Genomic DNA, 24,548 nt, shown 5'->3' on the forward strand with positions numbered 1-24,548 from the left:
CGTCGCCGAACAGGCGTTTCCATAAATCTGCATCTGGAGGGGGAAGCTCATGGATTTTTCGGCAGTGAACTGGCTGGCGGTGATCGCCGCCGCCGTGCTGGCGTGGTTGTTCGGCGCCGCCTGGTACATGGCCTTGAGCAAGCCGTGGCTGAGGGCCGCAAAACTCGATCCGGCGACAATGAAGAGATCGCCGCTGCCCTTCGTCATCAGCTTCATCGCCGAACTGGTCATGGCCTACATAATGGCCCTGGTCGTCGGGGCGATGACCGGAGGTGAGCCGACATGGCTCGCCGGACTGGTCTTCGGCTTCGTGCTTTGGCTGGGTTTCGTCGCGACAACGCTCTCGGTCAACCATCGCTACGAGAATTTCGGCTGGGACCTGACCCTCATCGACGGCGGCCACTGGCTCGGCGTGCTGCTGATCATTGGCGCGGTGATCGGCTGGTTCGGCGCCGCGGCAAGCTGAATGAACGGCGGTGCTTCGATGCTGGCGGATGAGTCCGGATTCCCTCGCGACCTGGTGTTCACCCGGATCTGCCACGTCAAGCAAGGCTACGAGGACCGGCGCCGGCACATCGTCAAGGAGTTCGGGCGGCGCGGGGTTCCGGTTTACTTCTACACCGACTGGGACCAGCCGGAGGTCACCCCGGACATCCGCGCCGAGCTCATTGCCCCCGACTTTGTCCACCCGGCGCGCGTCTCGCTGGCGCTGAAGCATGTCGGCATCTGGCGCGATTTCCTCGAGACCGACCTGCCCTATTGCCTGGTTTTCGAGGACGACGTGTTCCTCGCCCGCGACTTTGTCGCCAAGTTCCGGCAAGGGCTGACCGAACTCGGCGACCCCACGCGCAGGGCCGTCATCTACCTTGGCAATGGCAGCAACTACTACACGCCGATCTGGAAATTGCGGAGGGGCCAGAAGCTTTATCCGGCGCTCCATGCCAGATGCGCCGATTCCTACCTCATCACCCGCCCTGTCGCCGAAGCCCGTTGCGCCTGGATCGCCCGGAACAAGATATCCAGGCCGATCGATCATCAGATCGAACAAATGGACGACGAACTGGGAATTGAAATGCTGTGGTTCGAACGGCCGATTGCCGAGCAGGGCAGCGAAAACGGCGCTTTCCCGACCTCCGTTGCCGGCAAATCGCGTCCGCTGCTGTACAAGAAACTGCAATGGAACTGGAAGAAGTACAACCGCATGATCTTCGGCCACAACGCCCGTTCTTGAGCGAAAGGACAGGCGACGGCCGTGCCTATGCCTTGTCCGCTGTTCTCGTCTTGGCCACCTCCTCGAGAATCCATTCGCGAAAGGCGACGATGCGGGGATCGTCAGCCGTGGCCTGGGGATAGACCAGGAAGTAGGCGAATTCCGGCGCGACCCTGATGCTGAGCTCGAAGGGCCGCACCAGACGGCCCTCGGAAAGGTCGTTTGCCACCATGGCGAAATCGGCGAGCGCGACGGCGTTGCCGTCGAGCGCCGCCTGCACCGCATCCGTGGACGTCCCGAAGACGACAGTGCGACTGTCATCGAAATCATCGACACCGGCCGCCGCCATCCACATCCGCCAGTTCGGCCATGTCACGCCTTGGCGCGCCCATTCGATATGGGCGAGCGTATGGTTGAAGAGATCGCGCGGCTCCCGCAAGGGCGGTCCGGATTTCAGCAGGCTCGGGCTGCATACCGGAATGATGATGTTGTCGAACAGGCGGTGCGCGCAAAGCCCCGGATATTTGCCGGCGCCGAAGCGGATGCCGACATCGACATCGTCGAGGTCGAAATCGCGCAATCCGTAGGCGATGTCGAATCTGAGCTCGATGCCCGGCCTCTGCTTGCGGAAATCCTCGACGCGCCGCATCAGCCATTTGGCCGCGAACTGCGCGTCCAGGGTCACCTTCAGAAATTCCGTCCCGCGCGCCATCTTGCGCGCCCGCATGGCGGCCCGGCCAAGCAGGTCGAGCGCGTCGGTCGCGGCCTCGAACAGCACTGTGCCTGCCTCCGTCAGCCGGATGGTGCGGCTGGTGCGGGTGAAAAGCACGATGCCGAGCTGATCCTCGATTTCCTTGATCTGGTGGCTGACGGCGGCCGGCGTCAGGCCGAGTTCGTCGGCGGCGCGCGTGAAATTGAGATGCCGGGCCGCTGCCTCCAGCGTCCTGAGCGCCCGGGTTCCCGGCAGGAGGGTTGCCATCAGAGCGTGACCTGGTCGAAGCGGCCCACGGCGTTCCATCCTCAAATAAAACTTGATGATAGGGAAAAAACTACTCGTTTCCTGCTTGGATTTCAATCAGGCATGATGCGTATATCGAAACACCATCAAACCGGATTTGATGTCCGGTGAACGGATCATGTCATGTCGCACATCGCTCTCAACTCTGCTCCTGCCCGGCCGGCATGGCTGGCCGCTACCCTCGACTGGCTGCGTCAAGCCAGGGTCGCGGTCAACCTTCCGCACCAGAACGTCGAGGACCTGACCGATCGCCAGCTGCGCGATGTCGGCGCCCGACGCAAGGACATTGCGCGGGCGATGGACCGCGAGATGGGCCGGCTGGGTCTTCTCGACATCGGCTGGCAGCGTCCTAAGGGAATGGGCAGTAGGCAGTAGGACAGTAATCAAGGCGGCACCGACGCCCGTGCCTACTGCCTACTGCCTACTGCCTACTGCCTATCTCACCACCCTCAACACCGTACGATCCGACAGCAGCGGCAAGAGTCGCGCCATCGTGCGTGCCGTCACCGCGACGCACCCTTGCGTCGGCGTGAAACCGGGGCGCGCCAGGTGGAAGAAGATGGCGCTGCCGCGTCCACGCCGGCGCGGCGATAGGTTCCAGTCGAGCACCAGACAGGCATCATAGAGCCGGTCGTCGCGCCGCATGCGTTCATGGCTGGCGCCATAGGGCATCTTGACCGGCCGGTTGTAGTTGCGATCGTCAGGCACTTCGCACCAGCCGAGATCGGGCCCGATCGGCGTCATCGCCAGGCGGGTCTTGCGGCCGCCAGAGAACTGATCTCCCCGGAAATAGCCCGACAGGACCCGCATCGAGGCGAGCGGCGTGGCGCCGTCGCCTTCGCGCTTGTCGGCCGAGATGCCGCCGCGCCCCAGCGCACAGGCAAACACCGTTGCGCCAGCCTGCAGCAGGCCCTGGCTTGGATGGCCGGGCCTGGCCCGCACGGTCAGTACGCGCAGCCCTTTCGGCAAAATTGCGCCGGCTGCATTGCGCTCGCGTTTTTTCTTGTATGATCGTGCCACGGAACAAATCACTGTGATCGGCTGTTGTGCCGGTCAGCTTCCGCATAAACAGGCAGTGGTCAACTGAATTTTCTTTTCAAAACAACGGATTGATCCATGACTTCACGCACCATCCTGATCGTCGACGACGATGACGACCTGCGCGGCACGCTGGTCGAGCAATTGTCCCTTTACGAGGAATTCGACGTGCTGCAGGAATCGACTGCGGCAAAAGGCGTCACTGCGGCGCGCGGCGGCCTCATCGATCTGCTCATCATGGATGTCGGGCTGCCCGACATGGATGGCCGCGAAGCGGTGAAAATCCTGCGCAAGGGCGGCTACAAGGCGCCCATCATCATGCTGACCGGCCACGATACCGATTCCGACACGATCCTTGGTCTCGAGGCCGGGGCCAACGACTATGTGACGAAGCCGTTCCGCTTCGCCGTGCTGCTTGCGCGCATCCGCGCGCAATTGCGCCAGCATGAACAGAGCGAGGACGCCACCTTCTCGGTCGGCCCCTACACCTTCAAACCCAGCCAGAAGCTGCTGATCGACCCGCGCGGCGCCAAGGTGCGGCTGACGGAGAAGGAAGCCTCGATCATCAAATATCTCTATCGCGCCGACCAGAAGGTGGTGACGCGCGACGTGCTGCTCGAGGAAGTCTGGGGCTACAATTCCGGCGTCACCACGCACACGCTGGAAACCCATGTCTACCGGCTGCGCCAGAAGATCGAGCGTGATCCTTCCAATGCGGAAATTCTTGTGACAGAAAGCGGCGGCTACAAGCTGGTTCCTTAAACATTTCATTATCCAATGAGCGGCCGGGGCGGGGCTGCTTTCGGGTACGATCCTGTTGGAGGGGGTTCTGGATCGACTCCGCGCATCGGCCCAAAAATCGGATTCGATTTTTGGAAAGCACGATGCGCAGATTGAAAAATGTTAGAGCGTCCTGTGCGCGTCCAAGAGGACGCGCGGCGCTCTAAAGGAGGGATTGGACTGACCGTTCGGGGACACAGCTAGATGGCGCTGGATGACGACATCCGCATCCTGTCCGCCGTGAGGCTCTTCGAGGGCTTCACGCAGGAACAGTTGCGCCTGCTCGCCTTCGGCGCCGAGACCACCCTGCTGCAGGCCGACCACAAGCTCTACCGCGAGGACGACGAGGCCGATTCGGCCTATATCGTGGTCAGCGGGCGCATCGTGCTCTATCGCGAGCAGAATGGCGAACGCATCCCGATCGGCACGGCCGGCCCGGGCACGATGCTGAGCGAACTGGCATTGATCGCCGACACCAACCGGCTGACCAGCGCCTCGGCCGAGATCGATTCGGAAGTGATCCGGCTCAGCCGCAAGATGTTCCGCCGCATCCTCGAGGAATACCCGGAAGTCGCGGTGCAGTTGCATCAGCGCATCCTGGAGGATTTCCAGGCAATGATCCGCCGCATCGAGAAGCTGGCGCCGCGCTTTTCCGGATAGGCGCCCATGGACTTCCAGCTGCTTCGCGCCACCGAAACAGACCTGCCCTTCATCATGGCCACCGAACGGGGCGAAGGCTATGACGCCTTTGTCGGGCGTTGGGACGAAGCGCGTCACCGCGAAGCCATCGTCGACGGCAGCCATGCCTATTTTGTCGGTGTCGACGGTTCGGTGCCGATAGGCTTTGCCATCCTTCGCCAGTGGGCCTCAGTCGAGCGTGTGACACTGGTCAAGCGCATCGCTGTCGTCGTGCCGGGACAAGGCCATGGCAGGGTGCTGCTGTCCGCCGTGGTCGACCGGGTTTTCGTCGAGACCGATGCCCATCGACTTTGCATCGGCCTGTTCCCCGACAACCATCGCGCCCGGCGCGCCTACGAGGCTGTCGGCTTCACGGCCGAAGGCATCGCGCGCGGCAGCGCGTTTTTCCACGGTGTGCATCGCGACGAGCTGGTCATGGCGCAACTGCGGCCTGAATGGGAACAGCGCCGATCACAGGCGCCCAAAGCTAGTCCAGGTTGAAACGCGCGATCACCGGCACATGGTCCGACGGCCGCTCCCAGCCGCGCGCCGGGCGCAGGATCTCGTAGCCGGCGAAATCGGGCACCAGATTCGGTGACGACCAGACATGGTCGAGCCGCCGGCCGCGGTTCGACGCTTCCCAGTCCTGTGCGCGATAGCTCCACCAAGTGTAGAGCTTCTGTTCATGCGGCACGTTGAGTCGCATCAGGTCGACCCAGTTGCCGGCCAGACGCATCGCCTCGAAGCTCTCCGTCTCGACCGGCGTGTGGCTGACCACGTTGAGCAGCTGCTTGTGCGACCAGACGTCGTGCTCGAGCGGCGCGATGTTGAGGTCGCCGACCAGCACCGAGCCCGACACCTCGTCATGCTCGGCCCGGATGGCATTCATCTCGGCGACGAAATCGAGCTTGTGCTTGAACTTCCTGTTGATGACGGGATCCGGTTCGTCGCCACCCGCCGGAACATAGAAATTATGCAGCAGTATCGCCTTGCCGCCGGCCCGCACTGTCACCGACAGGTGGCGGCTGTCCTCGATCTCGCAGAAGCGTCGCTTCTCGACCACCTCGATCGGCCGCCGCGCCACCGTGGCGACGCCGTGATAGCCCTTCTGGCCATGGAAGGCGATGTGCTCGTAGCCGAGCTTGCGGAACGCCTTCTCGGGAAACAGCTCGTCGGGAACCTTGGTTTCCTGCAGGCAAAGCACGTCGGGCGCATGCTCGACGAGCAGGCGTTCGACGATCGGCATGCGCAGACGGACGGAATTGATGTTCCAGGTGGCAATCGAAAAGGGCATGCGGCGGTCCAGGACAGCGTACGACCAGCCGGAACCGATAGGCCCTGACGGAGAAGACGCCTTTTGACGGGGTCAGCCTGGGAACCTGCCAGCCGGGCGCCACAAAGACAAGCCGAGGCATGTTGCAAACATTTGAGCCAGGCAAAAAGCCCTTCTCAACTTCGTCATCCCAGGGCGAAGCAGGCGCGGAGCGCCGTCGCGGAGACCCTGGGATGACGAAGGCAAAGGGGCATGCCAGGCTCGCGATCAGCGAGTCTTCGTATTCAGTTCGCGGTTGGCGGTGTAGTCGATGGCAAAGGTGTCGGGCGCGAAGCTGACGCCTTCCTTGGTGTTGAAGATCATCACCGTGGTGTCCTTGCCTTGCGCGTCGGTGATCGTCCATTGGCGCAAATCATAGGTTTTCGGATCGAACATCATCGTGATCCTGGCATTGCCGAACACCGACTTGTCGGCGAGCTGGATCGTGGTGAGGTCGTCTTCCTCCTTGACGCTTTTGACGCGGTCGCCGGAGAGGTCGATCCTGTTGTCGAGCAGCAGCTTCAGCGGCGTCTTCGACAGCGGATAGAGATCGGATGTGTTGAGCTTCTTGTTCAGGATGACCACCGACTTGCCGTCTGAGATCACCTTGAAATTCGAGGCACCGTCATAGTTGAAGCGGATCTTGCCCGGCCGCTCCAGGAAAAACTTGCCGCCGGTCTGCTCGCCCTTGGGGCCGAACTGCACGAATTCGCCGCTCATCGATTTGACCGAGGAAAAATGGTCGGCGATCTTCTGCGCGGCCGGTGGCACGGCCGCCTGCGCCGAGGCCAGCAACTGGAACCCGGGCATCACATTGAAGGCCGCGGCCCCTGCAAACGCCAGGCCGAGACCAAGCAGCTGTCGCCGGCTGGGAGCGAGATCGCTGAGCACTGAGGGAGCATTTTTCATGTCGGTCACTCTCATCTGATTTCTGAGTTGTTCTGGTCCTTGGACCCCCAGTTAGGCTGAAATTTGGCGGGTCGGGCGCCCCCTCAGTCGCTTCAACGTCCTGAAAGGTTCAAGGTTGCCGGACCGGACGATGTCGCGAAGGCCAGGCCTCCTGGTCAGAACTTGTCGTCTTCGGTCGGCACCAGGATCTCGCGCTTGCCGGCGTGGTTGGCCGGGCCGACGATACCTTCCTTCTCCATTTTCTCGATGATCGAGGCGGCGCGGTTGTAGCCGATGCCCAGCCGGCGCTGGATATAGCTGGTGGAAGCCTTGCCGTCGCGCAGCACCACGGAAACCGCCTGATCGTATGGATCGTCGGAATCCTCGAAATTGCTGTTGCCGCCGCCATTTCCCGAGCCGCCCTTGCCGGACGGCTCGTCGTCGTCCTCGCCGTCGTCCTCGGTGATGGCGTCGAGATATTCGGGTACGCCCTGCAGTTTCAGATGCGCGACGATCCTTTCGACCTCTTCATCGGCGACAAACGGGCCGTGCACGCGCTGGATGCGTCCACCGCCGGCCATGTAGAGCATGTCGCCCATGCCGAGCAGCTGCTCGGCGCCCTGCTCGCCCAGGATAGTGCGGCTGTCGATCTTCGACGTCACCTGGAAGGAGATGCGGGTCGGGAAATTGGCCTTGATCGTGCCGGTGATGACGTCGACCGACGGGCGCTGCGTGGCCATGATGACATGGATGCCGGCGGCACGCGCCATCTGCGCGAGGCGCTGCACGGCACCTTCGATGTCCTTGCCGGCGACCATCATCAGGTCGGCCATTTCGTCGATGATGACGACGATATAGGGCATCGGTTCGAGATCGAGATTCTCGGTCTCGTAGATCGCCTCGCCGGTCTGGCGGTCGAAGCCGGTCTGCACGGTGCGCGAGATCTTTTCGCCCTTCTTGTCCGCCTGGCTGACCCGGGCATTGAAACCGTCGATGTTGCGCACGCCGACCTTCGACATCTTGCGGTAGCGGTCCTCCATCTCGCGCACGGTCCATTTCAGCGCCACCACCGCCTTCTTCGGATCGGTGACCACCGGCGTCAAAAGGTGCGGGATGCCGTCATAGACCGAGAGTTCCAGCATTTTCGGATCGATCATGATCAGCCGGCAATCCTGCGGCGTCAGCCGGTAGAGCAGCGACAGGATCATGGTGTTGATGGCGACCGATTTGCCCGAGCCGGTGGTGCCGGCGACCAGCACGTGCGGCATCTTGGCGATGTCGACGATGACCGCCTCGCCATTGATGGTCTTGCCCAGCGCCAGCGCCAGCTTGGCCTTGGTCGTCTCGAAGTCACGGCTGGCCAGGATTTCCCGGAGATAGACGGTTTCGCGCTTGGCGTTCGGCAGTTCGATGCCGATGGCATTGCGGCCGGGCACCACGGCGACGCGGCAGGCGATCGCGCTCATCGAGCGCGCAATGTCGTCGGACAGGCCGATGACGCGCGACGATTTGATGCCGGGCGCCGGTTCGAGCTCGTAGAGGGTGACCACCGGACCGGGGCGGACGGCGATGATCTCGCCCTTGACGCCGAAATCCTCCAGCACGCCTTCGAGCAGCCGCGCGTTCTGCTCCAGCGCGTCCTTGGACAGGCTGGCATCGCGCACCACGTTCTTCGGCTCGGACAGGAAATGCAGCGACGGCATCTCGAACTTTTCCGAGCCGATCAGCGATGTCTGCGCCTCGCGCTGGACGCGGGCGCCAGGAGCCGGACGCGGTGCCGGCGCCTCGACGCGGGTGGCGGCGTCGGAGCGGAATTGCTGGACCCGGGCGGTCGGCGCCGCGCGCCGCTGGCTAGCGGGCTCGAAATCCAGGTCGTCATCGGCTTCGAACACATCGGCATCGTCGGGGTCGAGCGAGGCGCTGCGGTCATTGACCATGGCGGCGAAGAATTCCGGCTCGACGCGGGCGCGGCCGTCCTGGCTCATCCGCGATTCGGCGAACTCAGCCGACTCCACGCGTTCGGCGGCGCGCCGCCAGGCCGTGGAGCGCTGCTCCATCTCCGGCTCGAACTCGTCCCGTTCCTGCCTGCGGCGCACGGCGCGGCGGTGCATCCAGGCGCGCAATGACAGCCACCAGTGGGTGATGGCGCCAAGCGCCAGAATGCCTTCGTCGCCCTCGTCCTCGTCATTGTCGAACAAAAGGTCGTCCTCGCGCGGATCCGCGGCCGGTTCGTCCTCCATGACGGCGAAGCCGTTCTTGCGTCCGATCAGCGCCGAACCATGGGCGAAGAGCCACAGCGCCGGTGCCGCCAGCAAGATGGCGATGATGCTGGCGACCAGCCCGGTCGGATAGCCGCCGATGACAACACCGGGGATCTTCAGCACCATGTCGCCGAACACGCCGCCGAGGCCGGTCGGCAGCGGCCAGGTCTTCGGCGGCACCACGCAGCCGGCCATGGCAGCGGCCAGCAGGGCAAAGCCGAACCAGGACAAGCCACGCTTGGGCAGCCTGTCGACGCCGCGCGCCGAAAACAGCAGGAATCCCCAGATGACAGCCGGCACCAGCGCCGCGACGGCGGCGAGGCCGAAAAACTGCATGGCAAGGTCGGAGAACACCGCGCCGGCATAGCCCATGGCGTTGGTGACGGTGTTGTTTGTCGCGTGCGAGAAACTCGGATCGGCGACGTTCCAGGTGGCAAGGCTGGCGACGCCGAAGGCGACCAGCGCGAACAGTCCCGCGCCGACCAGCCGGCCGACCTGACGCCGCGCGAACGCCTGCATGCCGTGCCCCATATCGGTCAGCGCGAGCGGTGCTGAAGCCCCTGAACGCATGCTCTTCCCCGTCTGTCATTGCCTCGCGCGGGTGCATGGCGCACTCCGGCAGATTCGGATGTCAGACTATCGGTGGGAAGGTTAAGGGCGCATTAACCATGGCCTTTTGCCGGTGCCTCCTCCCAGAAAGAAAGATGGCGGGCCGCGAAGCCCGCCATCTTTTATGGCAACGACGAAACGATCAGGCCCGTCCGGACCCGATCTTGCGCAATCACTTGTGACCGGCATACATCATCAGGTTGGCGCAGAATTCGGCGTGAGGCTTGCTCATCGCCGCGTCCTGGCATTCCTTCATCATCATGTCCTGCTTGTCCTTGGCCGTCGAAGCCCAGGCCGCCTTGAAATCCGCCTCGGACTTCATGGTCTTCATGCCAGTATCGGTGAAGAACGGCGCCATGTTGTCAGGCTCGTCAAGGGCGCCTGCCAACGCAACGCCGCTGACCATGGAAAGAGCGAGTGCCCCGAGGAAGATGTTCTTGAGTTTCATGAGATGGTTCCTTCCCTGTCGTTTTGTACGAGCGTCAGAACGACGATCGTTCTCAAAGTACGGGGCAAGGGCGGTCGATGTTTCTTCAGAAATCTTCTTCACGCGAACGTGATTGCACGAACCAGGGCTTGGCCGGAACGTTTTGCCAAAAAAAGAGGCCCGGATGCGATCCGGGCCTCAATGCGTGAACTCCTTTCGGGAGCGTCACGACGGGATCTCTTGAAGCAATTCCGGGAAAAGCGTGCAGCGGCTTTCCGTTCGGAATTGTCTGAAGTCAGACAGGGCCGGCGGGAGGAGGGTTCCGCCGGCCCCGTTGGCTAAGCTGGCCTCACGGCACCACTTCGCCATGCTGAGAGATGTCGAGGCCTTCGACCTCTTCCTGCGTCGTCGGACGCAGACCGACCAGTGCCTTGACGATGTAGAGGATCACGAAGGTGGCAATCGCCGTCCAGATGATGGTCACCGCGACGCCGTAGATCTGCTTGCCGAGCGAAGCGCCCGACGACAGGCTGTTGATCGCCGGATCGGCCAGCACGCCGGTGAGCAGAGCGCCGATGACACCACCTACGCCGTGCACGCCGAAGGCATCGAGCGAGTCGTCATAGCCGAACATGTGCTTCACCTTGACCGCCGAGAGGTAGCAGACGACGCCGGCGACGATGCCGACGATGAAGGCGCCGGTCGGGTTGACGAAGCCGGAAGCCGGGGTCACCGCGACCAGGCCGGCAACGGCGCCCGAGATGATACCGAGCACGGAGGGCTTCTTGGCGACGATCCATTCGGCGAACATCCAGGCCAGCGCCGCGGCTGCGGTGGCAACCTGGGTGTTGAGCATGGCAGCGCCGGCGAGGCCGTCGGCCGCGAGCTCCGAACCGGCGTTGAAGCCGAACCAGCCGACCCACAGCAGCGAAGCGCCGATCACCGAATAGACCAGGTTGTGCGGCGCCATGTTGGTGGTGCCGTAGCCTTCGCGCTTACCAAGCACGAGTGCGCAGACGAGACCGGCGACACCGGCGTTGATGTGGACGACCGTGCCACCGGCGAAGTCGAGCACGCCGGCCGTGCCGAGGAAGCCGCCACCCCAGACCCAATGCGCGATCGGCACGTAGACGACGAGCAGCCACAGCGCCATGAAGATCAGCAGCGCCGAGAATTTGAAGCGTTCGGCGAAGGCGCCGGCAATCAGCGCCGGGGTGATGATGGCGAAGGTCATCTGGAACATCGAGAAGACGAATTCAGGAATGTTCGCGACGCCCGGCAGCCACAGCGAGGCAGTGGTGATGCCGTGATGGAAGAATTTCGAGGTGCCGCCGAGATAGCTGTTCATGCCGCCGCCGTCGGAGAAGGCCAGCGAGTAGCCGAACATGAACCACAGCACCGTCACCAGGCAGGTTATGGCAAAGCTCTGCATGACGGTGGCCAGCACGTTCTTCTTGCGCACCATGCCGCCGTAGAACAGCGCCAGGCCCGGGATGGTCATCATCAGCACGAGGGCCGTCGAGGTCAGCATCCAGGCGGTGTTGCCGGTATCGAGCACCGGGGTGGGAGCGGCAGCCGGTGCGGCCGCCGCGGCGGCGGGGGCCGCTTCCTGTGCGAAGGCGGCAACCGTGCCCAATGCTGCGAGAGCGAGCGAACCCAAAAGGGCGGCGCGTCCCGTCGTCTTCAAGGTGGAAGGAATATTCATTGAACTCTCCATTGGAATACGTTTTCGCCGCTCAGAGCGCGTCGGTGTCTGTTTCGCCGGTGCGGATGCGCACCGCCTGGTCGATGCCGAAAACGAAGATCTTGCCATCGCCGATCTGGCCGGTCTTGGCCGCCGCGGTGATGGCTTCGACGGCCTTGTCGACCATGTCGGCGCTGACCGCGACCTCGATCTTGATCTTCGGCAGGAAGCTGACCGCGTATTCCGCCCCACGATAGATTTCCGTATGTCCCTTCTGACGCCCGTAGCCTTTGACTTCGGTGACGGTCAGGCCCTGGATGCCGACGGCGGTAAGCGCTTCGCGTACCTCGTCGAGCTTGAACGGCTTGATGATTGCCATCACGATTTTCATAAGGTTTCACCCTTTGCTGTTGCGGTCCCCCGCGTTTGCACGACTGCACCGATCCCAAGGAGAGCCGGAGAGTGCCCTCGTGGATTCAAGCTCCGTGCCAGTTGCCGAAGCAGTGTATTAACCTGTTGTAAACAAAGGGATTGGGGCGATCGGAGGCAGACGGTGCCAGCATCTGCGGCACGGCGTGTGCTCAAAAATTATGCAATTTTTCGATTTTGCCTATTTTACCGGCTTTGGCAGCGTGATCCCGAAAGTGGGTCCTGGTTTTCGGAAAAGATCATGCTCAAACAACAAGCTGCCGTCAGGGTGCTCAACGCCTGAGCCGGATCAACCCTTCCTGGGCCATCGAGGCGATCAGCGTGCCGTCGCGTGCATAGAGGGTGCCGCGGCTGAAGCCGCGCGATCCCGAGCTTGACGGGCTGTCCTGGGCGTAGAGCAGCCAGCCGTCGAGCGCATGCGGCCGGTGAAACCACATCGAGTGGTCGAGGCTCGCCGCCTGGATGTCGGGGTCGAAAAGACCGCGCCCATGCGCGAAGGTCGACGTGTCGAGCAGCGTCATGTCGGAAAGGTAGGCGAGCAGCACAGATTGCAGCGCGCGGTCGTCGGGAACCGGCCCGGCTAGGCGGATCCAGACATTCTGCCGGGGCGGCAGCTTGTCGCGGCTTTCATAGTGCTGGAGATTGACCGGACGCAGCTCCAGCGGCCGCTCCCGTGCCCAGAAGCGGCGCACCGCCTCGGGTACACGTTCGGCCTTCTCGAGCAGCTGCCGCTGCGTCTGCAGCCCTTCCGGCGGCGGCACGTCGTCGGGCAGGGCGAACTGGTGCTCGAGCCCCTTCTCGTCGACCTGGAACGAGGCTTCCAGCGAAAAGATCGCTTGCCCGTGCTGGATCGCCAGCACGCGGCGGGTGGTGAACGAGCCGCCGTCGCGGATGCGGTCGACCTCGTAGATGATCGGCACCTTGATATCGCCCGGCCGCATGAAATAGCCGTGCAGCGAATGCACGTAGCGATCGGGCTCGACGGTCCGCTGCGCCGCCACCAGGGCCTGGGCGATCGTCTGGCCGCCGAATACGCGCTGCCATTCCACCTGGGGGCTGCGACCACGATACAGATTGTGTTCCAGCCGCTCGAGGTCGAGAATGTCGAGAAGCTCGTCCATGGCCGCCGTCATGTTTCGTGACCTCACACCGAATGCTATGGCGGGTTTCCGACAGGAAGGACGAGCCGTCAAGGGCGGATGCCCGGCCGGCGCGCAAGGAGCGAAGATGATGCAACCCAGGACGGATGCGAACACCAGGTCCGGGCTCGATGTCCTGGTCGCCGGCGCCGGCTATGTCGGGCTTGCCGCCGCCGTGTCGCTGAAGCAGGCGCGCCCGAGCCTTGCCGTTGCGCTGGTCGACGCCGCGCCCGCTGGATCCTGGCAAAAGGATGGCCGTGCTTCGGCCATTGCCGCTGCCGCCTGCCGCATGCTCGACCAGCTCGGCGTGTGGGCCGAGATCGCGCCACGGGCCCAGGCGATCACCGAGATGATCATCACCGATTCGCGCAGCTCCGATCCGGTGCGTCCGGTCTTCCTGACCTTCGACGGCGAGGTGGCGCCGGGTGAGCCGTTTGCGCATATGGTGGCCAACAAGGTGCTGAACGGTGCCTTGCGCCGCAGTGCGGAGGAACTCGGCATCGACATCATCGAAGGTGTCGCCGTGCAGGGCTTCGAAACCAACGGTGCCGGCATATCGGTGCATCTTGCCGACGGCGCGGCGCTGAAGGCTCGGCTGCTGGTTGCCGCCGATGGCGTCAACTCGAAGCTGCGCGACATGGCCGGCATCAAGACGGTGAAATGGGAATACGGCCAGTCCGGCATTGTCTGTACGGTGGCGCATGAACGCCCGCACAACGGCCGCGCCGAAGAGCACTTCCTGCCGGCCGGCCCGTTCGCCACCTTGCCGCTCAAGCCGGACGACGACGGCACCAACCGCTCGTCGATCGTCTGGGTCGAGCGCACGCAGGATGCCGACAGGCTGGTTGCCGGCGACGATCTCGTCTTCGAGCATGAACTCGAGCAGCGCTTCGGCCTCAAGCTTGGCGAGATCCGCGTTGCCGACAAGCCACGCGCCTGGCCGCTCGGCCTGACCCTTGCACGCGCCTTCGTCGCGCCGCGCATCGCGCTCGCCGGCGACGCCGCCCATGGCATCCACCCGATTGCCGGCCAGGGCCTCAATCTCGGCTTCAAGGATGTCGCCGCCCTGGCCGAGGTGATTGTCGAGGCCGACCGGCTCGGCCAGGACATCGGCGCGCTCGACGTGCTCGAGCGCTACCAGCAATGGCGCCGCTTCGACACCGTGCAGATGGGCATCACCACGGACGTGCTGAACCGGCTGTTTTCCAACGACATCGGTCCGCTGCGCACCGTCCGCGACATCGGCCTCGGTCTGGTCGAACGGATGCCGCGGCTGAAGGAGTTCTTCATCCGCCAGGCGTCGGGCCTGTCCGGCGGTACGCCTCGCCTCCTGAAAGGCGAGGCGATCTGATCGCCCGCCTATGATCCCGGTATGTCGTAGACCGCCCTGACCTCGACGGTGCCGATTTCGGACAGCGGAATGCCGGCGGCAATGTCCAGCGCCTCGTCGAGATTGTCAGCCTCGATCATGACGAAGCCGAGCAGTTGCTCCTTGGTTTCGGCGAAGGGGCCATCGGTGACCAGCCGCTTGCCCTTGCGCCGACGCACGGTCTTCGAGGTTTTGACCGATTGCAGCGCCTGCGCGATGATCAACACGCCTCGCTGCTCCAGCGACCTGTCATAGGCCAGCGAATCGGCATCGAGCTTGGCCGATCCCTCGGCGGTCAGTGCGTAGAGGTCTTTTTCCTCGCCATAGACCAGGCAAACATACTGCATCTCTATCTCCCTTGTTGTGACGAACCATAGGTTGAGGCGATCAAGGTGTCAGCCGGGGCGCCGCCCGCCGCATGGTCGAGAAGGCATGCCGCGATCCCGATGATGGCGACCGCCGCCAGCAGCCGGCCAAGGCCGGACGGGGGCGGATGCAGCCAGAAGTCTTCTCGTCGCCCGGCCTTGCGACCCGGGCTCTTCCACAGCGCGAAAAACAGACTGTCCATGTGAACCTCCATGCGGCCACCAGGCTGTGGCCGCCCGCAGGACGGTCGGGCTGGATGCAAGTCGACATTCTTGCACGCGCATTTTTCAGAAAAAGATTTCGGCGCCGACGCCGATGTCGCGGTTTCCGCGGGAACGGCGCGGTGGCCTTCCCGCGCGCCCGCGCTATAGTTGGGAGGAACGCTGGCGCCGGGCCGGCGCAATCGAGGCCAAGGAGGAATTCATGGACCGCACCGCAAACGCCGTCTGGAAAGGCAATCTGAAAGAGGGCAAAGGCACGCTCGACAGCCAGAGCGGGACCCTGAAGGGCACCCCCTATTCGTTCAAGGCCCGCTTCGAGGACGAGAGCGGCAAATCCGGCACCAATCCGGAAGAGCTGATCGCGGCGGCCCATGCCGGCTGCTTTGCCATGCAGTTCTCTCATTTCCTGGCCGAGAACGGCACGCCTGCCGCCGAGCTCGACGCCAAGGCTGTGGTGACGCTGGTCCCAGGCACGGGAATCACCGGCAGCGCCCTCACGGTGGTCGGCAAGGTTCCGGGCATCGATGCGGCGAAATTCAAGGAGCTGGCCGAGAAGGCCAAAGCCGAATGCCCGGTCTCCAAGGCACTCGGCGCCATCAAGGTATCGCTCGACGCCAGGCTCGGCTGAGGACGCGCATTCCATGCGAGATCCGGCGCGTATGAACGGCACGCGCCGGGTATCCTGAAGAGAGGGAGACTAGGCGCCCAGCGAGTCGAGCCGGGCGCGAAGTGCGGCGACTTCCTGCTCCAGCGCCTCCAATCTGGCTTCCAGGTCGGAGTGGGGCGTGGCTGACGCACTCCGTTGCGCCGAGAGGGCTGCAACGTCCACCGGTCCAGCGAGGAGATGCACGTAGCGGTCCTCACGCTGGCCTGGCCCGCGCGGGATTTCCTGGATCAGCGGCGGCCGGCGGCCAATCAGCATGTCGAGTTCGGCGCGCAGGTCTTCGATCGACGAAAACCGCGCCATGCGCTCAGCTCGCGCCAGGAGCTCATGCGCCGTCTGCGGTCCGCGCAACAGCAGCAGGCCGAGCAAGGCGGTCTGCGGCGTGGTCAGCGAGAAGCGCTGCGCCATCTGATGCTCATAGCGCTCCACGCGCGAGCCGAACATCTGTCGCACCAGCCCCTTCTGCTCGAGCAGCTTCAGGGCCCGGTGCACCTCTGTCTGTTCCAGCGCCATCACCGGCTCGCGTGCCGTCTTCTGGTTGGCGGCGGCAAGTGCTGCATTCAGCGTCAGCGGGTAGACATCAGGCGTCAGTTCCTTCTTCTCGATCAGGCAGCCGAGCACGCGCGCTTCGACGGGAGAAAGAACGGGCAATTCGGTATCTGTCATAACGATCGGCTCGCTATACCCGCCGCTCGACCATCATCTTCTTGATCTCGGCGATCGCCTTGGCCGGGTTGAGGCCCTTGGGGCAGGTCTGCGCGCAGTTCATGATGGTGTGGCAGCGATAGAGCCGGAAAGGGTCTTCCAGATTGTCGAGCCGTTCGCCCTTGGCCTCGTCGCGGGAATCGATCAGCCAGCGATAGGCCTGCAGCAGGGTTGCCGGGCCGAGATAACGGTCGCCGTTCCACCAGTAGCTCGGGCACGAGGTCGAGCAGCAGGCGCACAGGATGCATTCGTAGAGCCCGTCGAGCTTCTCTCGGTCCTCATGGCTCTGCAGCCATTCCTTGGCCGGCTCCGGCGACACCGTCTTCAGCCACGGCTCGATCGAGGCGTGCTGGGCGTAGAAATTGGTGAGGTCCGGCACCAGGTCCTTGACCACCTGCATATGCGGCAGCGGGTAGACTTTTACGGCGCCGGAAATGTCGTCGCAGCCCTTGGTGCAGGCGAGCGTGTTGGAGCCGTCGATGTTCATGGCGCAGGAACCGCAAATGCCTTCGCGGCAGGAACGGCGCAAGGTCAGTGTCGGGTCGATCTTGTTCTTGATCCAGAGCAGCGCGTCGAGCACCATCGGCCCGCAATCGTCCATGTCGACGAAATAGGTGTCGATGCGCGGGTTCTCGTCATCGTCCGGCGACCAGCGATAGATGCGGTACTCGCGCAAATTGGTGGCGCCCTCCGGCTTCGGCCAGGTCTTGCCCTGCTTGATCTGCGAATTCTTGGGGAGCGTCAGTTCGACCATTACCTGCGGTCCTTTCGGATGACGAGCTTCAGCCCGGACCAGATTTCATTCACGGCGGCGACCTTGACGTCGACAAGGTCGAGCTTCAGCGCCTCGGCGCGAACGACACCCTCGGTGACGTCGGTCGGCACTTTCGATGCCTTCTTCGGCCAGGAGACCCAGACCATGCCGTCGCGCTTGATAGCCGCCTCGACATCGACCAGGCGGTCCTCGATCTCGGCACGCTGCCGGGCGAAGGCATGAACGGCATCGTATTTCTGGCGAATACCCGAAATCTCCGACCAGTCCGGCAGTCTGTCGACCTGAGCGAAGTCGACGGCGTCGGCGAGATCGTCGAGGTCGTGGGGCAGCGCGATGAAGGCTGCGGTCATGCCGTCCTTCAGGCCGAGCTTGGCCGGAAGGGGCGTGCCGGAATATCCAGAGGCCGCCAGCGCCATCGTCAGTACACCCTGGCCTTCGGCGCGATCTTGGCCGGGTTGATACCGCCGTCGGCTTCCTTGAGCAGCAGTTCGGTGTGCACCGGCCGATAGCTGAGCGTCACCTTGCCGGCCTCGTTGAGCCGGGCCAGCGTGTGCTTGCGCCAGGTCTTGTCGTCGCGCGCCGAAAAATCTTCCCGCGCATGCGCGCCACGGCTCTCCTTGCGCGCCGCGGCGCCATGGACGGTGGTGATGGCGTTGGCCATCAGGTTTTCCAGCTCCAGCGTCTCGACCAGGTCCGAATTCCAGATCATCGAGCGGTCGAACACCTTGATGTCCTCGAGCTCGGTCCAGATCTGCGAAATGCGCTTGCAGCCGCTGTCTAGCGATTCCTGGGTGCGGAACACCGCCGCGTCTTCCTGCATCGCCTTCTGCATCTTCTCGCGCAACACGGCGGTCGGCGTCGAGCCATTGGCGTGGCGCAGCCGGTCGAAACGATCCATGATCTTCTCGACCGAGGCCTCGTTGGGCGAAGGGATCGCGGCGTTGCGGTCAATCACCTGGCCGGCCCTGATCGCCGCCGCGCGGCCGAACACGACCAGATCGATCAGCGAGTTCGAGCCAAGCCGGTTGGCGCCGTGCACGGAGGCGCAGCCGGCCTCGCCGACAGCCATCAGCCCGGGCGACACCTGGTCCGGGCTCTTGGCGGTGGGATTGAGCACTTCGCCCCAGTAGTTGGTCGGCACGCCGCCCATATTGTAGTGCACCGTCGGCAGAACCGGGATCGGCTCTTTGGTCAGGTCGACGCCGGCGAAGATCTTGGCCGATTCCGAAATGCCGGGCAGCCGCTCATGCAGGACGGCCGGGTCGAGATGGTCGAGATGCAGGAAGATGTGGTCCTTCTTCGGGCCGACGCCGCGGCCTTCGCGGATTTCCAGCGTCATGCAGCGCGACACCACATCGCGCGAGGCAAGGTCCTTGGCCGACGGCGCATAGCGCTCCATGAAGCGCTCGCCCTCGGAGTTGACGAGATAGCCGCCCTCGCCGCGCGCGCCCTCGGTGATCAGGCAGCCGGCGCCGTAGATGCCTGTCGGATGGAACTGCACGAATTCCATGTCCTGCAGCGGCAGGCCGGCGCGTGAGGCCATGCCGCCGCCATCGCCGGTGCAGGTGTGCGCCGACGTGGCCGAGAAATAGGCGCGGCCATAGCCGCCCGTCGCCAGCACCACCATCTTGGCCGAGAAGCGGTGGATGGTGCCGTCGTCGAGGTTCCAGGCGACGACGCCGGTGCAGGTGCCGTCCGGCTCCATGATCAGGTCGAGCGCGAAATACTCGATGAAGAACTGCGCGTTGTTCTTCAGCGACTGGCCGTAGAGCGTGTGCAGCATGGCATGGCCGGTACGGTCGGCGGCGGCGCATGTGCGCTGCACCGGCGGGCCTTCGCCGAAATTCATCATCATGCCGCCGAACGGCCGCTGATAGATCTTGCCCTCTTCGGTGCGCGAGAACGGCACGCCGTAATGTTCGAGTTCGTAGACGGCGGCGGGCGCCTGCTGGACCATGTATTCCTGCGCGTCGATGTCGCCCAGCCAGTCCGAACCCTTGACGGTGTCGAAAAGATGCCATTGCCAGTTGTCGGGGCCCATATTGGCAAGCGACGCGGCAATGCCGCCCTGCGCCGCCACCGTGTGCGAGCGGGTCGGGAACACCTTGGTGATGCAGGCGGTGCGCAGGCCCTGTTCGGCCATGCCGAGCGTGGCGCGCAGGCCGGCGCCGCCGGCGCCGACGACCACCACGTCGAATTTGTGGTCGACATAGGTGTAGGCCGATGCCGTGTTGGCGGTTTTCGCGTCCTTGGCCAACTCAGCCTCCGAATGCCAGCTTGAGCAGGGCGAAGATCGAGGCGACGCCGACCGCTATGGTGAAAAATGTATTGAGCGCGATCAGCGCCAGCTTCATGCCCTCGCCGTGCAGGTAGTCCTCGATGATCACCTGCATGCCGAGCCGCATATGGTAGAGCCCGGAGACCAGCACCAGGGTCATCACCAGCGCCACGAACGGATTGGCAAGCGCTGCCCGCACCTCGGTATAGCCAGCGCCGTTCAGCGCGATCAGGAACCCGACGAAGAACAGCGTCAGCGGAATGTTGGCGATTGCCGTGAGGCGCTGGCGCCAGAAATGCTGCGTGCCCTCGCGGGCCGAGCCGAGGCCGCGGACTTTCGCTAGCGGCGTGCGCATGTCGATGTTTTTGCCGGCCATGATCAGGCTCCCCGCGCCATGTATCCGACGATCCAGATCAGCAGCGTGAGCAGGATCGAGCCGGCCAGCGTCGCCCAGGCGATCTTGGAGGCCGTGTGCTTCTCGAGGCCGGCGCCGGTATCCCACACCAGATGGCGGATGCCGCCCAGCATGTGATGCATCAGCGCCCAGGTGTAACCGAACAGGATGAGCCGGCCGAGCCAGCTGCCGAAAGCCCAGTTGACCCAGTCGAACGTCGCCTGCGAGCTTGCCGCCGCCATCAACCAGACGGCGACCAGCAGAGTGCCGAAATAGAGCGCCCCACCGGTGATGCGATGAATGATCGACATCGTCATGGTGATCGGCGGCCGGTACACCGACAGGTGCGGCGAAAGCGGCCGTTCACGTCTGGCAAATTCGCGGGTGGCTGGTGATTTGCTCATGGCTCCCCCAGTTCGGCGTCTCTGGAGCCTCAGGTTGGAATGCGGCATTGCCGCTTCCGGTTGCGACTTCGGACAGCCGGTTTCTAATGCTCTTTTTGCACCGCGTCAAAGCCAGAAAACCGTTTCGAAAACGTAATTTAGTATGACTAAAGACGAGGCTCGAGCTTCAATCGATTAAGGGTTGGCGGCGCCAAGCCGGCGCATTGTCGCTGCAGTGCACCATATGAATGGCGAAGCCGTTTCGGCTCAGCGCTTGCAGGTCACGGGCGTCGAGCCAGCCTTCATGACCAGCGCTTCGCGGCCGTCGATCACAATCGCGTCATGCGCCTGCTCGTAACGGCTGTTCTGATTGGCCGGCGAGGCCTGCAGATCCTCGCTGGCGCCGTCCGGACCGAGAACATGCAAGGAGGTGCCGAGATTCTCGATGGTCATCCTGCCGCCATCGGCACAGTTGTAGGTCGCGGTGCGCGGCTGTGGCGTGGTCACGTCGGTGACGGTGCCACCCGCCGAAGCGGCAGGCGAAAGCGAAGCCGACGTGGCGACCTTGTTGCCGGCCTTCGGCTCATTGTTCTGCGGCACGCAGCCGACGGCGATCAGGAGCAGCGAAAGGGCAAGCGTCACCCGAAATGTCCGGCGTAACGCCATATTGCTGTCCTCCCATGCGGCAAGCTAACCGCGATACCTTGCCAAGATCAAGATCGCCCGGCGACGGCCGCGATGGTGCGGTCAAGCATGGCCGAATGATGGCCGCCCGTTTTCCCCCAGTCTGAAATTAACCATGTTTGACGAGACCTGGCCGGGAAGCGCGCCAGGCTCTTAACAAAGGTTAAGAAAAGGTTAATTTCTGATTCGAGGAGGCGTGTATGTCGCCAAAAGGTGCGCCCAGCGGTTTTGGGACAACGGCATGCACCCAACCAAGGACTGAAAGCGCGCGTCGCGCTTCGGCCTCTAACATGGAGGACGCCATGCGTTCGAACTCGGGCAGATCGCGCCTAGCGGCGCTCATTGTGGCGGCTTCGGTCGTCGGCCAGGCGGCGCCCGCGCTCGCCGGGGCACGTCATCAGGATCGCGTCTACGCCGATTCCTTCGGCAATCTCGTCATCGACAGCGCCGCCGGCTACAAGCGCATCCTGGTCGGCGAGGGCAGGCTCGCCAAGCAGCTGTCGGACTATACCAGCGCTGGCCAGCCCAAGGTGATCTATGAGAACGAGTCCGACGAGATCAGCGGCTACAGGGATTGCTACCGGCCGCCGGTGTTCGTGAAGGGCCGCAGCTACATGTACGGCCTCTCCGACGGCGAGATGCCGGAACTCAGCCCCTGCCGCTAGGAGCATGGTCCCGAAAAGTGGGAACCGGTTTACGGAAAAGATCTTGCCCGAACGGGAAGACAGGGCGAGCCAGGATCAGATCCGGCCGGGATCGGCTCTGATGCTGGTTGCGGCCGACTGGCCGTTGACCGGTCCGGCGGAGACGCGCACGCAATCGCGGCCGGCGTTCTTCGCCTGGTAGAGTGCCTGGTCCGCACGCCGCATCAGGTCGGCAAAGTCTTCGCTGGGATGAAGTTCGGCAACGCCGAAGCTCGCGGTGCAGCGGTTGTCAACCGGCAGTCCGTCGATTGGAAGCGCGCCGAAAGCACTGCGTGCGCCCTCGGCGAACAGCCGCGCGGCGGCAAGGTTGGTTCCCGGCAGGATGATGGCGAACTCCTCGCCGCCGATGCGGCCGGCGACATGGTGGCTGGCGGCGGCCTCGCGCAGGAAGCTGGCGAAGGTCTCGATCACCCGATCGCCGGACGCATGGCCAAAACTGTCGTTGACACTCTTGAAATGATCTAGATCGGCAATGACCAGGGCGACCGGCACGCCTTGCCGCGCCGCGTCAAGCACCGCCAGCTCGGCGTGGCGGGTGAAGCCACCGCGGTTGAGCAGACGCGAAAGCGTATCCGTCTCGGACTTCGATGTCGCTTCGGTGAGCACGTCGCGAACCAGGATGGCCAGCATCAGCAGCGCCAGCGCCAGGCCGAAGACGGTGCCGAGCGACTGCGATACCAGCGCATAGCTGCTTTGCACATAGGCCTGCGGGTTTTCGCCCCAGCCGCCGAGAGCATGCGCGATGAACGGCTTCGAGGCAAACTGCAGGCCGCTGGCCGCCAGCACGGCCATCAGTATGCGGTCGAGCCGGCCGCGCCTTTGCCTGGACGACCAGACGATGGCGAGCCCGACGAACTGCATGACGGCATAGGGAAGCTGGTAGGCCATCATGCGGGCCAGCGACTGGCGCGGCAAGTCCTGCACGAAGTAGACCGCGACCGTCGTGGCGAACAGGAAGAACAGCATCGGCGGCCACGGTGGCGCCACGTCGTATTTGCGGGCAAGCCCGCCATTGAAGGCGATGGTGGCGCCAAGGAAGACCGCGAAGGCTGCAACGACCGCCGGGCGCGCATTGGCGAAGGCGGGGATGCTGAACTCGACGGCGAAATAGGCCATGCCCAGGAGATAGCCGAAGGCCAGCCAGCGCGCCGGCGCGCGGCCGACATCATGGAACGCGACCGCCATGAAGGACGCTGCCAGCAGGCCGGCGACCGACAGATTGATCAACAGGATGAAGTTAGCGCCACTCATGTCTTTTCGCACACCGTACGTCACCTAAACATCGACGGGCGAAAAAGACGTTAACGCCGGCCCGACCGTGCAGGCTCAGCCGGTCTTGAGCGGCTCCGACACGCAGGCCGTTTCCGGCCGCTGGTAGGACAGGCGCACGCTGTCGCGGCCGTTCTTCTTGGCCTTGTAGAGCGCTTCGTCGGCACGACGCATCAGCGGCCCCAGTGCCTCGTCGCCGCTGCGGGCGGCCACGCCGAAGCTGGCGGTCACCCGCGTGCCAGGCGGAAGCCCGTCGACGCTGCCGGACGAATAGAGCGTGCGCACGGCCTCGGCGAACAGCCGCGCGGCGGCGAGATCGCTCAACGGCAGGAGCACGGCGAACTCCTCGCCGCCAATGCGACCGGCTGCGCCGCGCGCGCCGGTGGCCGATCGAAGCTTGGCGGCGAAATCGGCGATCACCCGGTCACCCGCCGGATGGCCGTGCAGATCGTTGAGCGCCTTGAAATGGTCAAGGTCGGCCAGCACCAGGGCGGCTGGAACCTTGGCCGCGGCGCAGCGCTGCAGGAGGAGCCCCGCCCGCTCCTCGAAACCGCGCCGGTTGAGCAGACCGGACAGCGGGTCGGTGTTGGTCTCGACCTTCAGTGCCTTCATGACGTCGAGCGCGGCGGCCGTGAACAGGGAAAGCGCGATCAGCAGCGACAACAGCGCGTGCGACAGCAGCGCCGTCGTCCAGTAGGACGAGGCATAGAGATCGTCATAGTTCGCGAAAGGTCCGTGCGCGATGATGACGGCCAGCGTGCGCACAAGGAAGTTCAGCCCGGCAAGCAACGCCAGCACGAACAGGATCTTTTCCGTCGGCCCATTGCCGCGCACCGTGCGCAATTCGGCGGCGGCCAGCAGGCTGATGCCGCCGAGTGCGAAATTGACGGCAAGGATCCGCCATGTGAGGTCCGGCTGGACGAACAGGAACCAGCAGAAAACGGCCATACCGCCGCCCGCCAGCACGCCGATGCCGACATAGGGCACGCGCCGGCCATAACGCGCCACGACGGCGCCGCAGAGACAGGATCCGGCAAGGCAGAAACATAGATTGGAGAGCAGCTTGGACGGCGCCAAGCCAATGGGCAGCGTGAAGTGCTGGAACAGGAAACCGCCCGCCGCGAGCGTGTAGCTCGCCGCCAGCACTGCCAGATAGGGGCGATGGCGCTGATGGAACCACAGCACGAGGAACGCGGCGCCGAGCGCCAACGCTATCGTCGGGTTGAGCAGCGCTATGAGCAGACCCGTGTCCAAACGACTGTG

General features: G+C 64.0%; 29 protein-coding genes. 9 read left to right on the plus strand and 20 right to left on the minus strand.

Features of this window, described 5'->3' with window-relative positions; translation table 11 throughout:
• Nucleotides 1–49: 49 nt before the first annotated feature.
• Nucleotides 50–466 (plus strand): DUF1761 domain-containing protein, encoded by a 417-nt coding sequence (locus tag NR193_RS17315; protein ID WP_256751994.1) that lies wholly within the window; start codon nt 50–52, stop codon nt 464–466.
• Nucleotides 467–1,231 carry a glycosyltransferase family 25 protein gene (locus tag NR193_RS17320; protein ID WP_256751995.1) on the plus strand — a complete coding sequence of 255 codons (765 nt, stop codon included), beginning with the start codon at nt 467–469 and terminating at the stop codon, nt 1,229–1,231.
• A 25-nt stretch (nt 1,232–1,256) separates the two neighbouring features.
• On the opposite strand, the gene gcvA is transcribed toward NR193_RS17320, so the two are convergent.
• On the minus strand, nt 1,257–2,189 hold the full coding sequence (gene gcvA / locus NR193_RS17325; RefSeq protein WP_256751996.1) for a transcriptional regulator GcvA: 933 nt from the start codon (nt 2,187–2,189) through the stop codon (nt 1,257–1,259).
• Nucleotides 2,190–2,351: 162 nt separating this feature from the next.
• Here gcvA and NR193_RS17330 point away from each other — a divergent pair, with 162 nt between their 5' ends.
• Nucleotides 2,352–2,603 carry a hypothetical protein gene (locus tag NR193_RS17330; RefSeq protein ID WP_256751997.1) on the plus strand — a complete coding sequence of 84 codons (252 nt, stop codon included), beginning with the start codon at nt 2,352–2,354 and terminating at the stop codon, nt 2,601–2,603.
• A gap of 60 nt (nt 2,604–2,663) precedes the next feature.
• Here NR193_RS17330 and NR193_RS17335 read toward each other — a convergent pair whose 3' ends face one another.
• Nucleotides 2,664–3,200 carry a L,D-transpeptidase gene (locus tag NR193_RS17335; RefSeq protein WP_256752098.1) on the minus strand — a complete coding sequence of 179 codons (537 nt, stop codon included), beginning with the start codon at nt 3,198–3,200 and terminating at the stop codon, nt 2,664–2,666.
• Between the two features lie 144 nt (nt 3,201–3,344).
• Between NR193_RS17335 and NR193_RS17340 the strand changes: the two genes are divergently transcribed.
• The 3 genes from NR193_RS17340 to NR193_RS17350 all read left to right on the plus strand — a co-directional run bounded on the left by NR193_RS17340 (nt 3,345) and on the right by NR193_RS17350 (nt 5,225).
• Nucleotides 3,345–4,028 (plus strand): response regulator transcription factor, encoded by a 684-nt coding sequence (locus NR193_RS17340; protein ID WP_256751998.1) that lies wholly within the window; start codon nt 3,345–3,347, stop codon nt 4,026–4,028.
• A 222-nt stretch (nt 4,029–4,250) separates the two neighbouring features.
• Complete coding sequence (locus tag NR193_RS17345) at nt 4,251–4,706, plus strand: cyclic nucleotide-binding domain-containing protein (RefSeq protein WP_256751999.1); 456 nt, start codon at nt 4,251–4,253, stop codon at nt 4,704–4,706.
• Between the two features lie 6 nt (nt 4,707–4,712).
• The gene (locus tag NR193_RS17350) at nt 4,713–5,225 is read left to right on the plus strand and encodes a GNAT family N-acetyltransferase (RefSeq protein WP_256752000.1); all 513 of its coding nucleotides are present in this window, start codon (nt 4,713–4,715) and stop codon (nt 5,223–5,225) included.
• Here the strand turns inward: NR193_RS17350 and NR193_RS17355 are convergent.
• The 7 genes from NR193_RS17355 to tesB all read right to left on the minus strand — a co-directional run bounded on the left by NR193_RS17355 (nt 5,212) and on the right by tesB (nt 13,467).
• The gene (locus tag NR193_RS17355; RefSeq protein ID WP_091576049.1) at nt 5,212–6,018 is read right to left on the minus strand and encodes an exodeoxyribonuclease III; all 807 of its coding nucleotides are present in this window, start codon (nt 6,016–6,018) and stop codon (nt 5,212–5,214) included. The genes NR193_RS17350 and NR193_RS17355 overlap by 14 nt on opposite strands.
• Nucleotides 6,019–6,264: 246 nt before the next feature.
• The gene (locus NR193_RS17360) at nt 6,265–6,945 is read right to left on the minus strand and encodes an outer membrane lipoprotein carrier protein LolA (RefSeq protein ID WP_256752001.1); all 681 of its coding nucleotides are present in this window, start codon (nt 6,943–6,945) and stop codon (nt 6,265–6,267) included.
• 155 nt (nt 6,946–7,100) lie between these two features.
• On the minus strand, nt 7,101–9,755 hold the full coding sequence (locus NR193_RS17365; RefSeq protein ID WP_256752002.1) for a DNA translocase FtsK: 2,655 nt from the start codon (nt 9,753–9,755) through the stop codon (nt 7,101–7,103).
• A gap of 211 nt (nt 9,756–9,966) precedes the next feature.
• Complete coding sequence (locus NR193_RS17370; protein WP_256752003.1) at nt 9,967–10,242, minus strand: hypothetical protein; 276 nt, start codon at nt 10,240–10,242, stop codon at nt 9,967–9,969.
• 328 nt (nt 10,243–10,570) lie between these two features.
• On the minus strand, nt 10,571–11,926 hold the full coding sequence (locus NR193_RS17375) for an ammonium transporter (protein ID WP_375162710.1): 1,356 nt from the start codon (nt 11,924–11,926) through the stop codon (nt 10,571–10,573).
• 31 nt (nt 11,927–11,957) lie between these two features.
• Nucleotides 11,958–12,296, minus strand: a complete 339-nt coding sequence (locus NR193_RS17380) for a P-II family nitrogen regulator (RefSeq protein ID WP_013528889.1) — start codon at nt 12,294–12,296, stop codon at nt 11,958–11,960.
• Between the two features lie 310 nt (nt 12,297–12,606).
• Entirely contained in the window at nt 12,607–13,467 is an 861-nt protein-coding gene (gene tesB / locus NR193_RS17385; protein WP_256752004.1) for an acyl-CoA thioesterase II, read from the minus strand.
• 97 nt (nt 13,468–13,564) lie between these two features.
• On the opposite strand from tesB, the gene NR193_RS17390 reads away from it, so the two are divergent.
• Nucleotides 13,565–14,824, plus strand: a complete 1,260-nt coding sequence (locus NR193_RS17390; protein WP_256752005.1) for a ubiquinone biosynthesis hydroxylase — start codon at nt 13,565–13,567, stop codon at nt 14,822–14,824.
• Between the two features lie 8 nt (nt 14,825–14,832).
• Here the strand turns inward: NR193_RS17390 and NR193_RS17395 are convergent, their stop codons facing one another.
• Together NR193_RS17395 and NR193_RS17400 are read right to left on the minus strand one after the other, a co-directional pair.
• Complete coding sequence (locus NR193_RS17395) at nt 14,833–15,189, minus strand: YciI family protein (RefSeq protein ID WP_256752006.1); 357 nt, start codon at nt 15,187–15,189, stop codon at nt 14,833–14,835.
• 2 nt (nt 15,190–15,191) lie between these two features.
• The gene (locus NR193_RS17400; protein WP_256752007.1) at nt 15,192–15,410 is read right to left on the minus strand and encodes a hypothetical protein; all 219 of its coding nucleotides are present in this window, start codon (nt 15,408–15,410) and stop codon (nt 15,192–15,194) included.
• A gap of 221 nt (nt 15,411–15,631) precedes the next feature.
• On the opposite strand from NR193_RS17400, the gene NR193_RS17405 reads away from it, so the two are divergent.
• The gene (locus tag NR193_RS17405; RefSeq protein WP_256752008.1) at nt 15,632–16,057 is read left to right on the plus strand and encodes an OsmC family protein; all 426 of its coding nucleotides are present in this window, start codon (nt 15,632–15,634) and stop codon (nt 16,055–16,057) included.
• Between the two features lie 69 nt (nt 16,058–16,126).
• Here the strand turns inward: NR193_RS17405 and NR193_RS17410 are convergent, their stop codons facing one another.
• The 7 genes from NR193_RS17410 to NR193_RS17440 all read right to left on the minus strand — a co-directional run bounded on the left by NR193_RS17410 (nt 16,127) and on the right by NR193_RS17440 (nt 21,294).
• Nucleotides 16,127–16,759 (minus strand): YceH family protein, encoded by a 633-nt coding sequence (locus NR193_RS17410; protein WP_256752009.1) that lies wholly within the window; start codon nt 16,757–16,759, stop codon nt 16,127–16,129.
• A 13-nt stretch (nt 16,760–16,772) separates the two neighbouring features.
• Nucleotides 16,773–17,552 carry a succinate dehydrogenase iron-sulfur subunit gene (locus NR193_RS17415; protein ID WP_256752010.1) on the minus strand — a complete coding sequence of 260 codons (780 nt, stop codon included), beginning with the start codon at nt 17,550–17,552 and terminating at the stop codon, nt 16,773–16,775.
• The gene (locus tag NR193_RS17420) at nt 17,552–17,989 is read right to left on the minus strand and encodes a DUF3052 family protein (RefSeq protein ID WP_256752011.1); all 438 of its coding nucleotides are present in this window, start codon (nt 17,987–17,989) and stop codon (nt 17,552–17,554) included. Before NR193_RS17420 ends, NR193_RS17415 begins: the two co-directional genes overlap by 1 nt.
• Before the next feature lie 2 nt (nt 17,990–17,991).
• A complete protein-coding gene (gene sdhA, locus NR193_RS17425) occupies nt 17,992–19,830 on the minus strand; it encodes a succinate dehydrogenase flavoprotein subunit (RefSeq protein WP_256752012.1) in 1,839 nt (612 codons plus the stop codon).
• Between the two features lies 1 nt (nt 19,831).
• Nucleotides 19,832–20,227: a succinate dehydrogenase, hydrophobic membrane anchor protein gene (sdhD, locus tag NR193_RS17430; RefSeq protein ID WP_256752013.1), complete on the minus strand. Its 396-nt coding sequence runs from the start codon at nt 20,225–20,227 to the stop codon at nt 19,832–19,834.
• 2 nt (nt 20,228–20,229) lie between these two features.
• Nucleotides 20,230–20,649: a succinate dehydrogenase, cytochrome b556 subunit gene (gene sdhC, locus NR193_RS17435; protein ID WP_256752014.1), complete on the minus strand. Its 420-nt coding sequence runs from the start codon at nt 20,647–20,649 to the stop codon at nt 20,230–20,232.
• Nucleotides 20,650–20,895: 246 nt separating this feature from the next.
• Nucleotides 20,896–21,294, minus strand: coding sequence for a hypothetical protein (locus NR193_RS17440; protein WP_256752015.1), 399 nt, complete (start codon nt 21,292–21,294; stop codon nt 20,896–20,898).
• 320 nt (nt 21,295–21,614) lie between these two features.
• Here NR193_RS17440 and NR193_RS17445 point away from each other — a divergent pair, with 320 nt between their 5' ends.
• Nucleotides 21,615–21,977, plus strand: a complete 363-nt coding sequence (locus NR193_RS17445) for a hypothetical protein (RefSeq protein ID WP_256752016.1) — start codon at nt 21,615–21,617, stop codon at nt 21,975–21,977.
• Between the two features lie 75 nt (nt 21,978–22,052).
• On the opposite strand, the gene NR193_RS17450 is transcribed toward NR193_RS17445, so the two are convergent.
• The gene (locus tag NR193_RS17450; RefSeq protein WP_256752017.1) at nt 22,053–23,267 is read right to left on the minus strand and encodes a diguanylate cyclase; all 1,215 of its coding nucleotides are present in this window, start codon (nt 23,265–23,267) and stop codon (nt 22,053–22,055) included.
• 75 nt (nt 23,268–23,342) lie between these two features.
• Nucleotides 23,343–24,539, minus strand: a complete 1,197-nt coding sequence (locus tag NR193_RS17455; protein ID WP_256752018.1) for a GGDEF domain-containing protein — start codon at nt 24,537–24,539, stop codon at nt 23,343–23,345.
• Between the last annotated feature and the right edge of the window lie 9 nt (nt 24,540–24,548).

Source organism: Mesorhizobium sp. Mes31, from assembly GCF_024519675.1.
In the GTDB taxonomy this organism is placed as follows: Bacteria; Pseudomonadota; Alphaproteobacteria; order Rhizobiales; family Rhizobiaceae; genus Mesorhizobium.

Coding starts and splice junctions, on each gene's coding strand:
- NR193_RS17315 (WP_256751994.1), top strand. CDS start 50: ATGGATTTTTCGGCAGTGAACTGGCTGGCGGTGATCGCCGCCGCCGTG.
- NR193_RS17320 (WP_256751995.1), top strand. CDS start 467: ATGAACGGCGGTGCTTCGATGCTGGCGGATGAGTCCGGATTCCCTCGC.
- gcvA (WP_256751996.1), bottom strand. CDS start 2,189: ATGGCAACCCTCCTGCCGGGAACCCGGGCGCTCAGGACGCTGGAGGCA.
- NR193_RS17330 (WP_256751997.1), top strand. CDS start 2,352: ATGTCGCACATCGCTCTCAACTCTGCTCCTGCCCGGCCGGCATGGCTG.
- NR193_RS17340 (WP_256751998.1), top strand. CDS start 3,345: ATGACTTCACGCACCATCCTGATCGTCGACGACGATGACGACCTGCGC.
- NR193_RS17345 (WP_256751999.1), top strand. CDS start 4,251: ATGGCGCTGGATGACGACATCCGCATCCTGTCCGCCGTGAGGCTCTTC.
- NR193_RS17350 (WP_256752000.1), top strand. CDS start 4,713: ATGGACTTCCAGCTGCTTCGCGCCACCGAAACAGACCTGCCCTTCATC.
- NR193_RS17355 (WP_091576049.1), bottom strand. CDS start 6,018: ATGCCCTTTTCGATTGCCACCTGGAACATCAATTCCGTCCGTCTGCGC.
- NR193_RS17360 (WP_256752001.1), bottom strand. CDS start 6,945: ATGAAAAATGCTCCCTCAGTGCTCAGCGATCTCGCTCCCAGCCGGCGA.
- NR193_RS17365 (WP_256752002.1), bottom strand. CDS start 9,755: ATGCGTTCAGGGGCTTCAGCACCGCTCGCGCTGACCGATATGGGGCAC.
- NR193_RS17370 (WP_256752003.1), bottom strand. CDS start 10,242: ATGAAACTCAAGAACATCTTCCTCGGGGCACTCGCTCTTTCCATGGTC.
- NR193_RS17375 (WP_375162710.1), bottom strand. CDS start 11,926: ATGAATATTCCTTCCACCTTGAAGACGACGGGACGCGCCGCCCTTTTG.
- NR193_RS17380 (WP_013528889.1), bottom strand. CDS start 12,296: ATGAAAATCGTGATGGCAATCATCAAGCCGTTCAAGCTCGACGAGGTA.
- tesB (WP_256752004.1), bottom strand. CDS start 13,467: ATGACGGCGGCCATGGACGAGCTTCTCGACATTCTCGACCTCGAGCGG.
- NR193_RS17390 (WP_256752005.1), top strand. CDS start 13,565: ATGCAACCCAGGACGGATGCGAACACCAGGTCCGGGCTCGATGTCCTG.
- NR193_RS17395 (WP_256752006.1), bottom strand. CDS start 15,189: ATGCAGTATGTTTGCCTGGTCTATGGCGAGGAAAAAGACCTCTACGCA.
- NR193_RS17400 (WP_256752007.1), bottom strand. CDS start 15,410: ATGGACAGTCTGTTTTTCGCGCTGTGGAAGAGCCCGGGTCGCAAGGCC.
- NR193_RS17405 (WP_256752008.1), top strand. CDS start 15,632: ATGGACCGCACCGCAAACGCCGTCTGGAAAGGCAATCTGAAAGAGGGC.
- NR193_RS17410 (WP_256752009.1), bottom strand. CDS start 16,759: ATGACAGATACCGAATTGCCCGTTCTTTCTCCCGTCGAAGCGCGCGTG.
- NR193_RS17415 (WP_256752010.1), bottom strand. CDS start 17,552: ATGGTCGAACTGACGCTCCCCAAGAATTCGCAGATCAAGCAGGGCAAG.
- NR193_RS17420 (WP_256752011.1), bottom strand. CDS start 17,989: ATGGCGCTGGCGGCCTCTGGATATTCCGGCACGCCCCTTCCGGCCAAG.
- sdhD (WP_256752013.1), bottom strand. CDS start 20,227: ATGGCCGGCAAAAACATCGACATGCGCACGCCGCTAGCGAAAGTCCGC.
- sdhC (WP_256752014.1), bottom strand. CDS start 20,649: ATGAGCAAATCACCAGCCACCCGCGAATTTGCCAGACGTGAACGGCCG.
- NR193_RS17440 (WP_256752015.1), bottom strand. CDS start 21,294: ATGGCGTTACGCCGGACATTTCGGGTGACGCTTGCCCTTTCGCTGCTC.
- NR193_RS17445 (WP_256752016.1), top strand. CDS start 21,615: ATGCGTTCGAACTCGGGCAGATCGCGCCTAGCGGCGCTCATTGTGGCG.
- NR193_RS17450 (WP_256752017.1), bottom strand. CDS start 23,267: ATGAGTGGCGCTAACTTCATCCTGTTGATCAATCTGTCGGTCGCCGGC.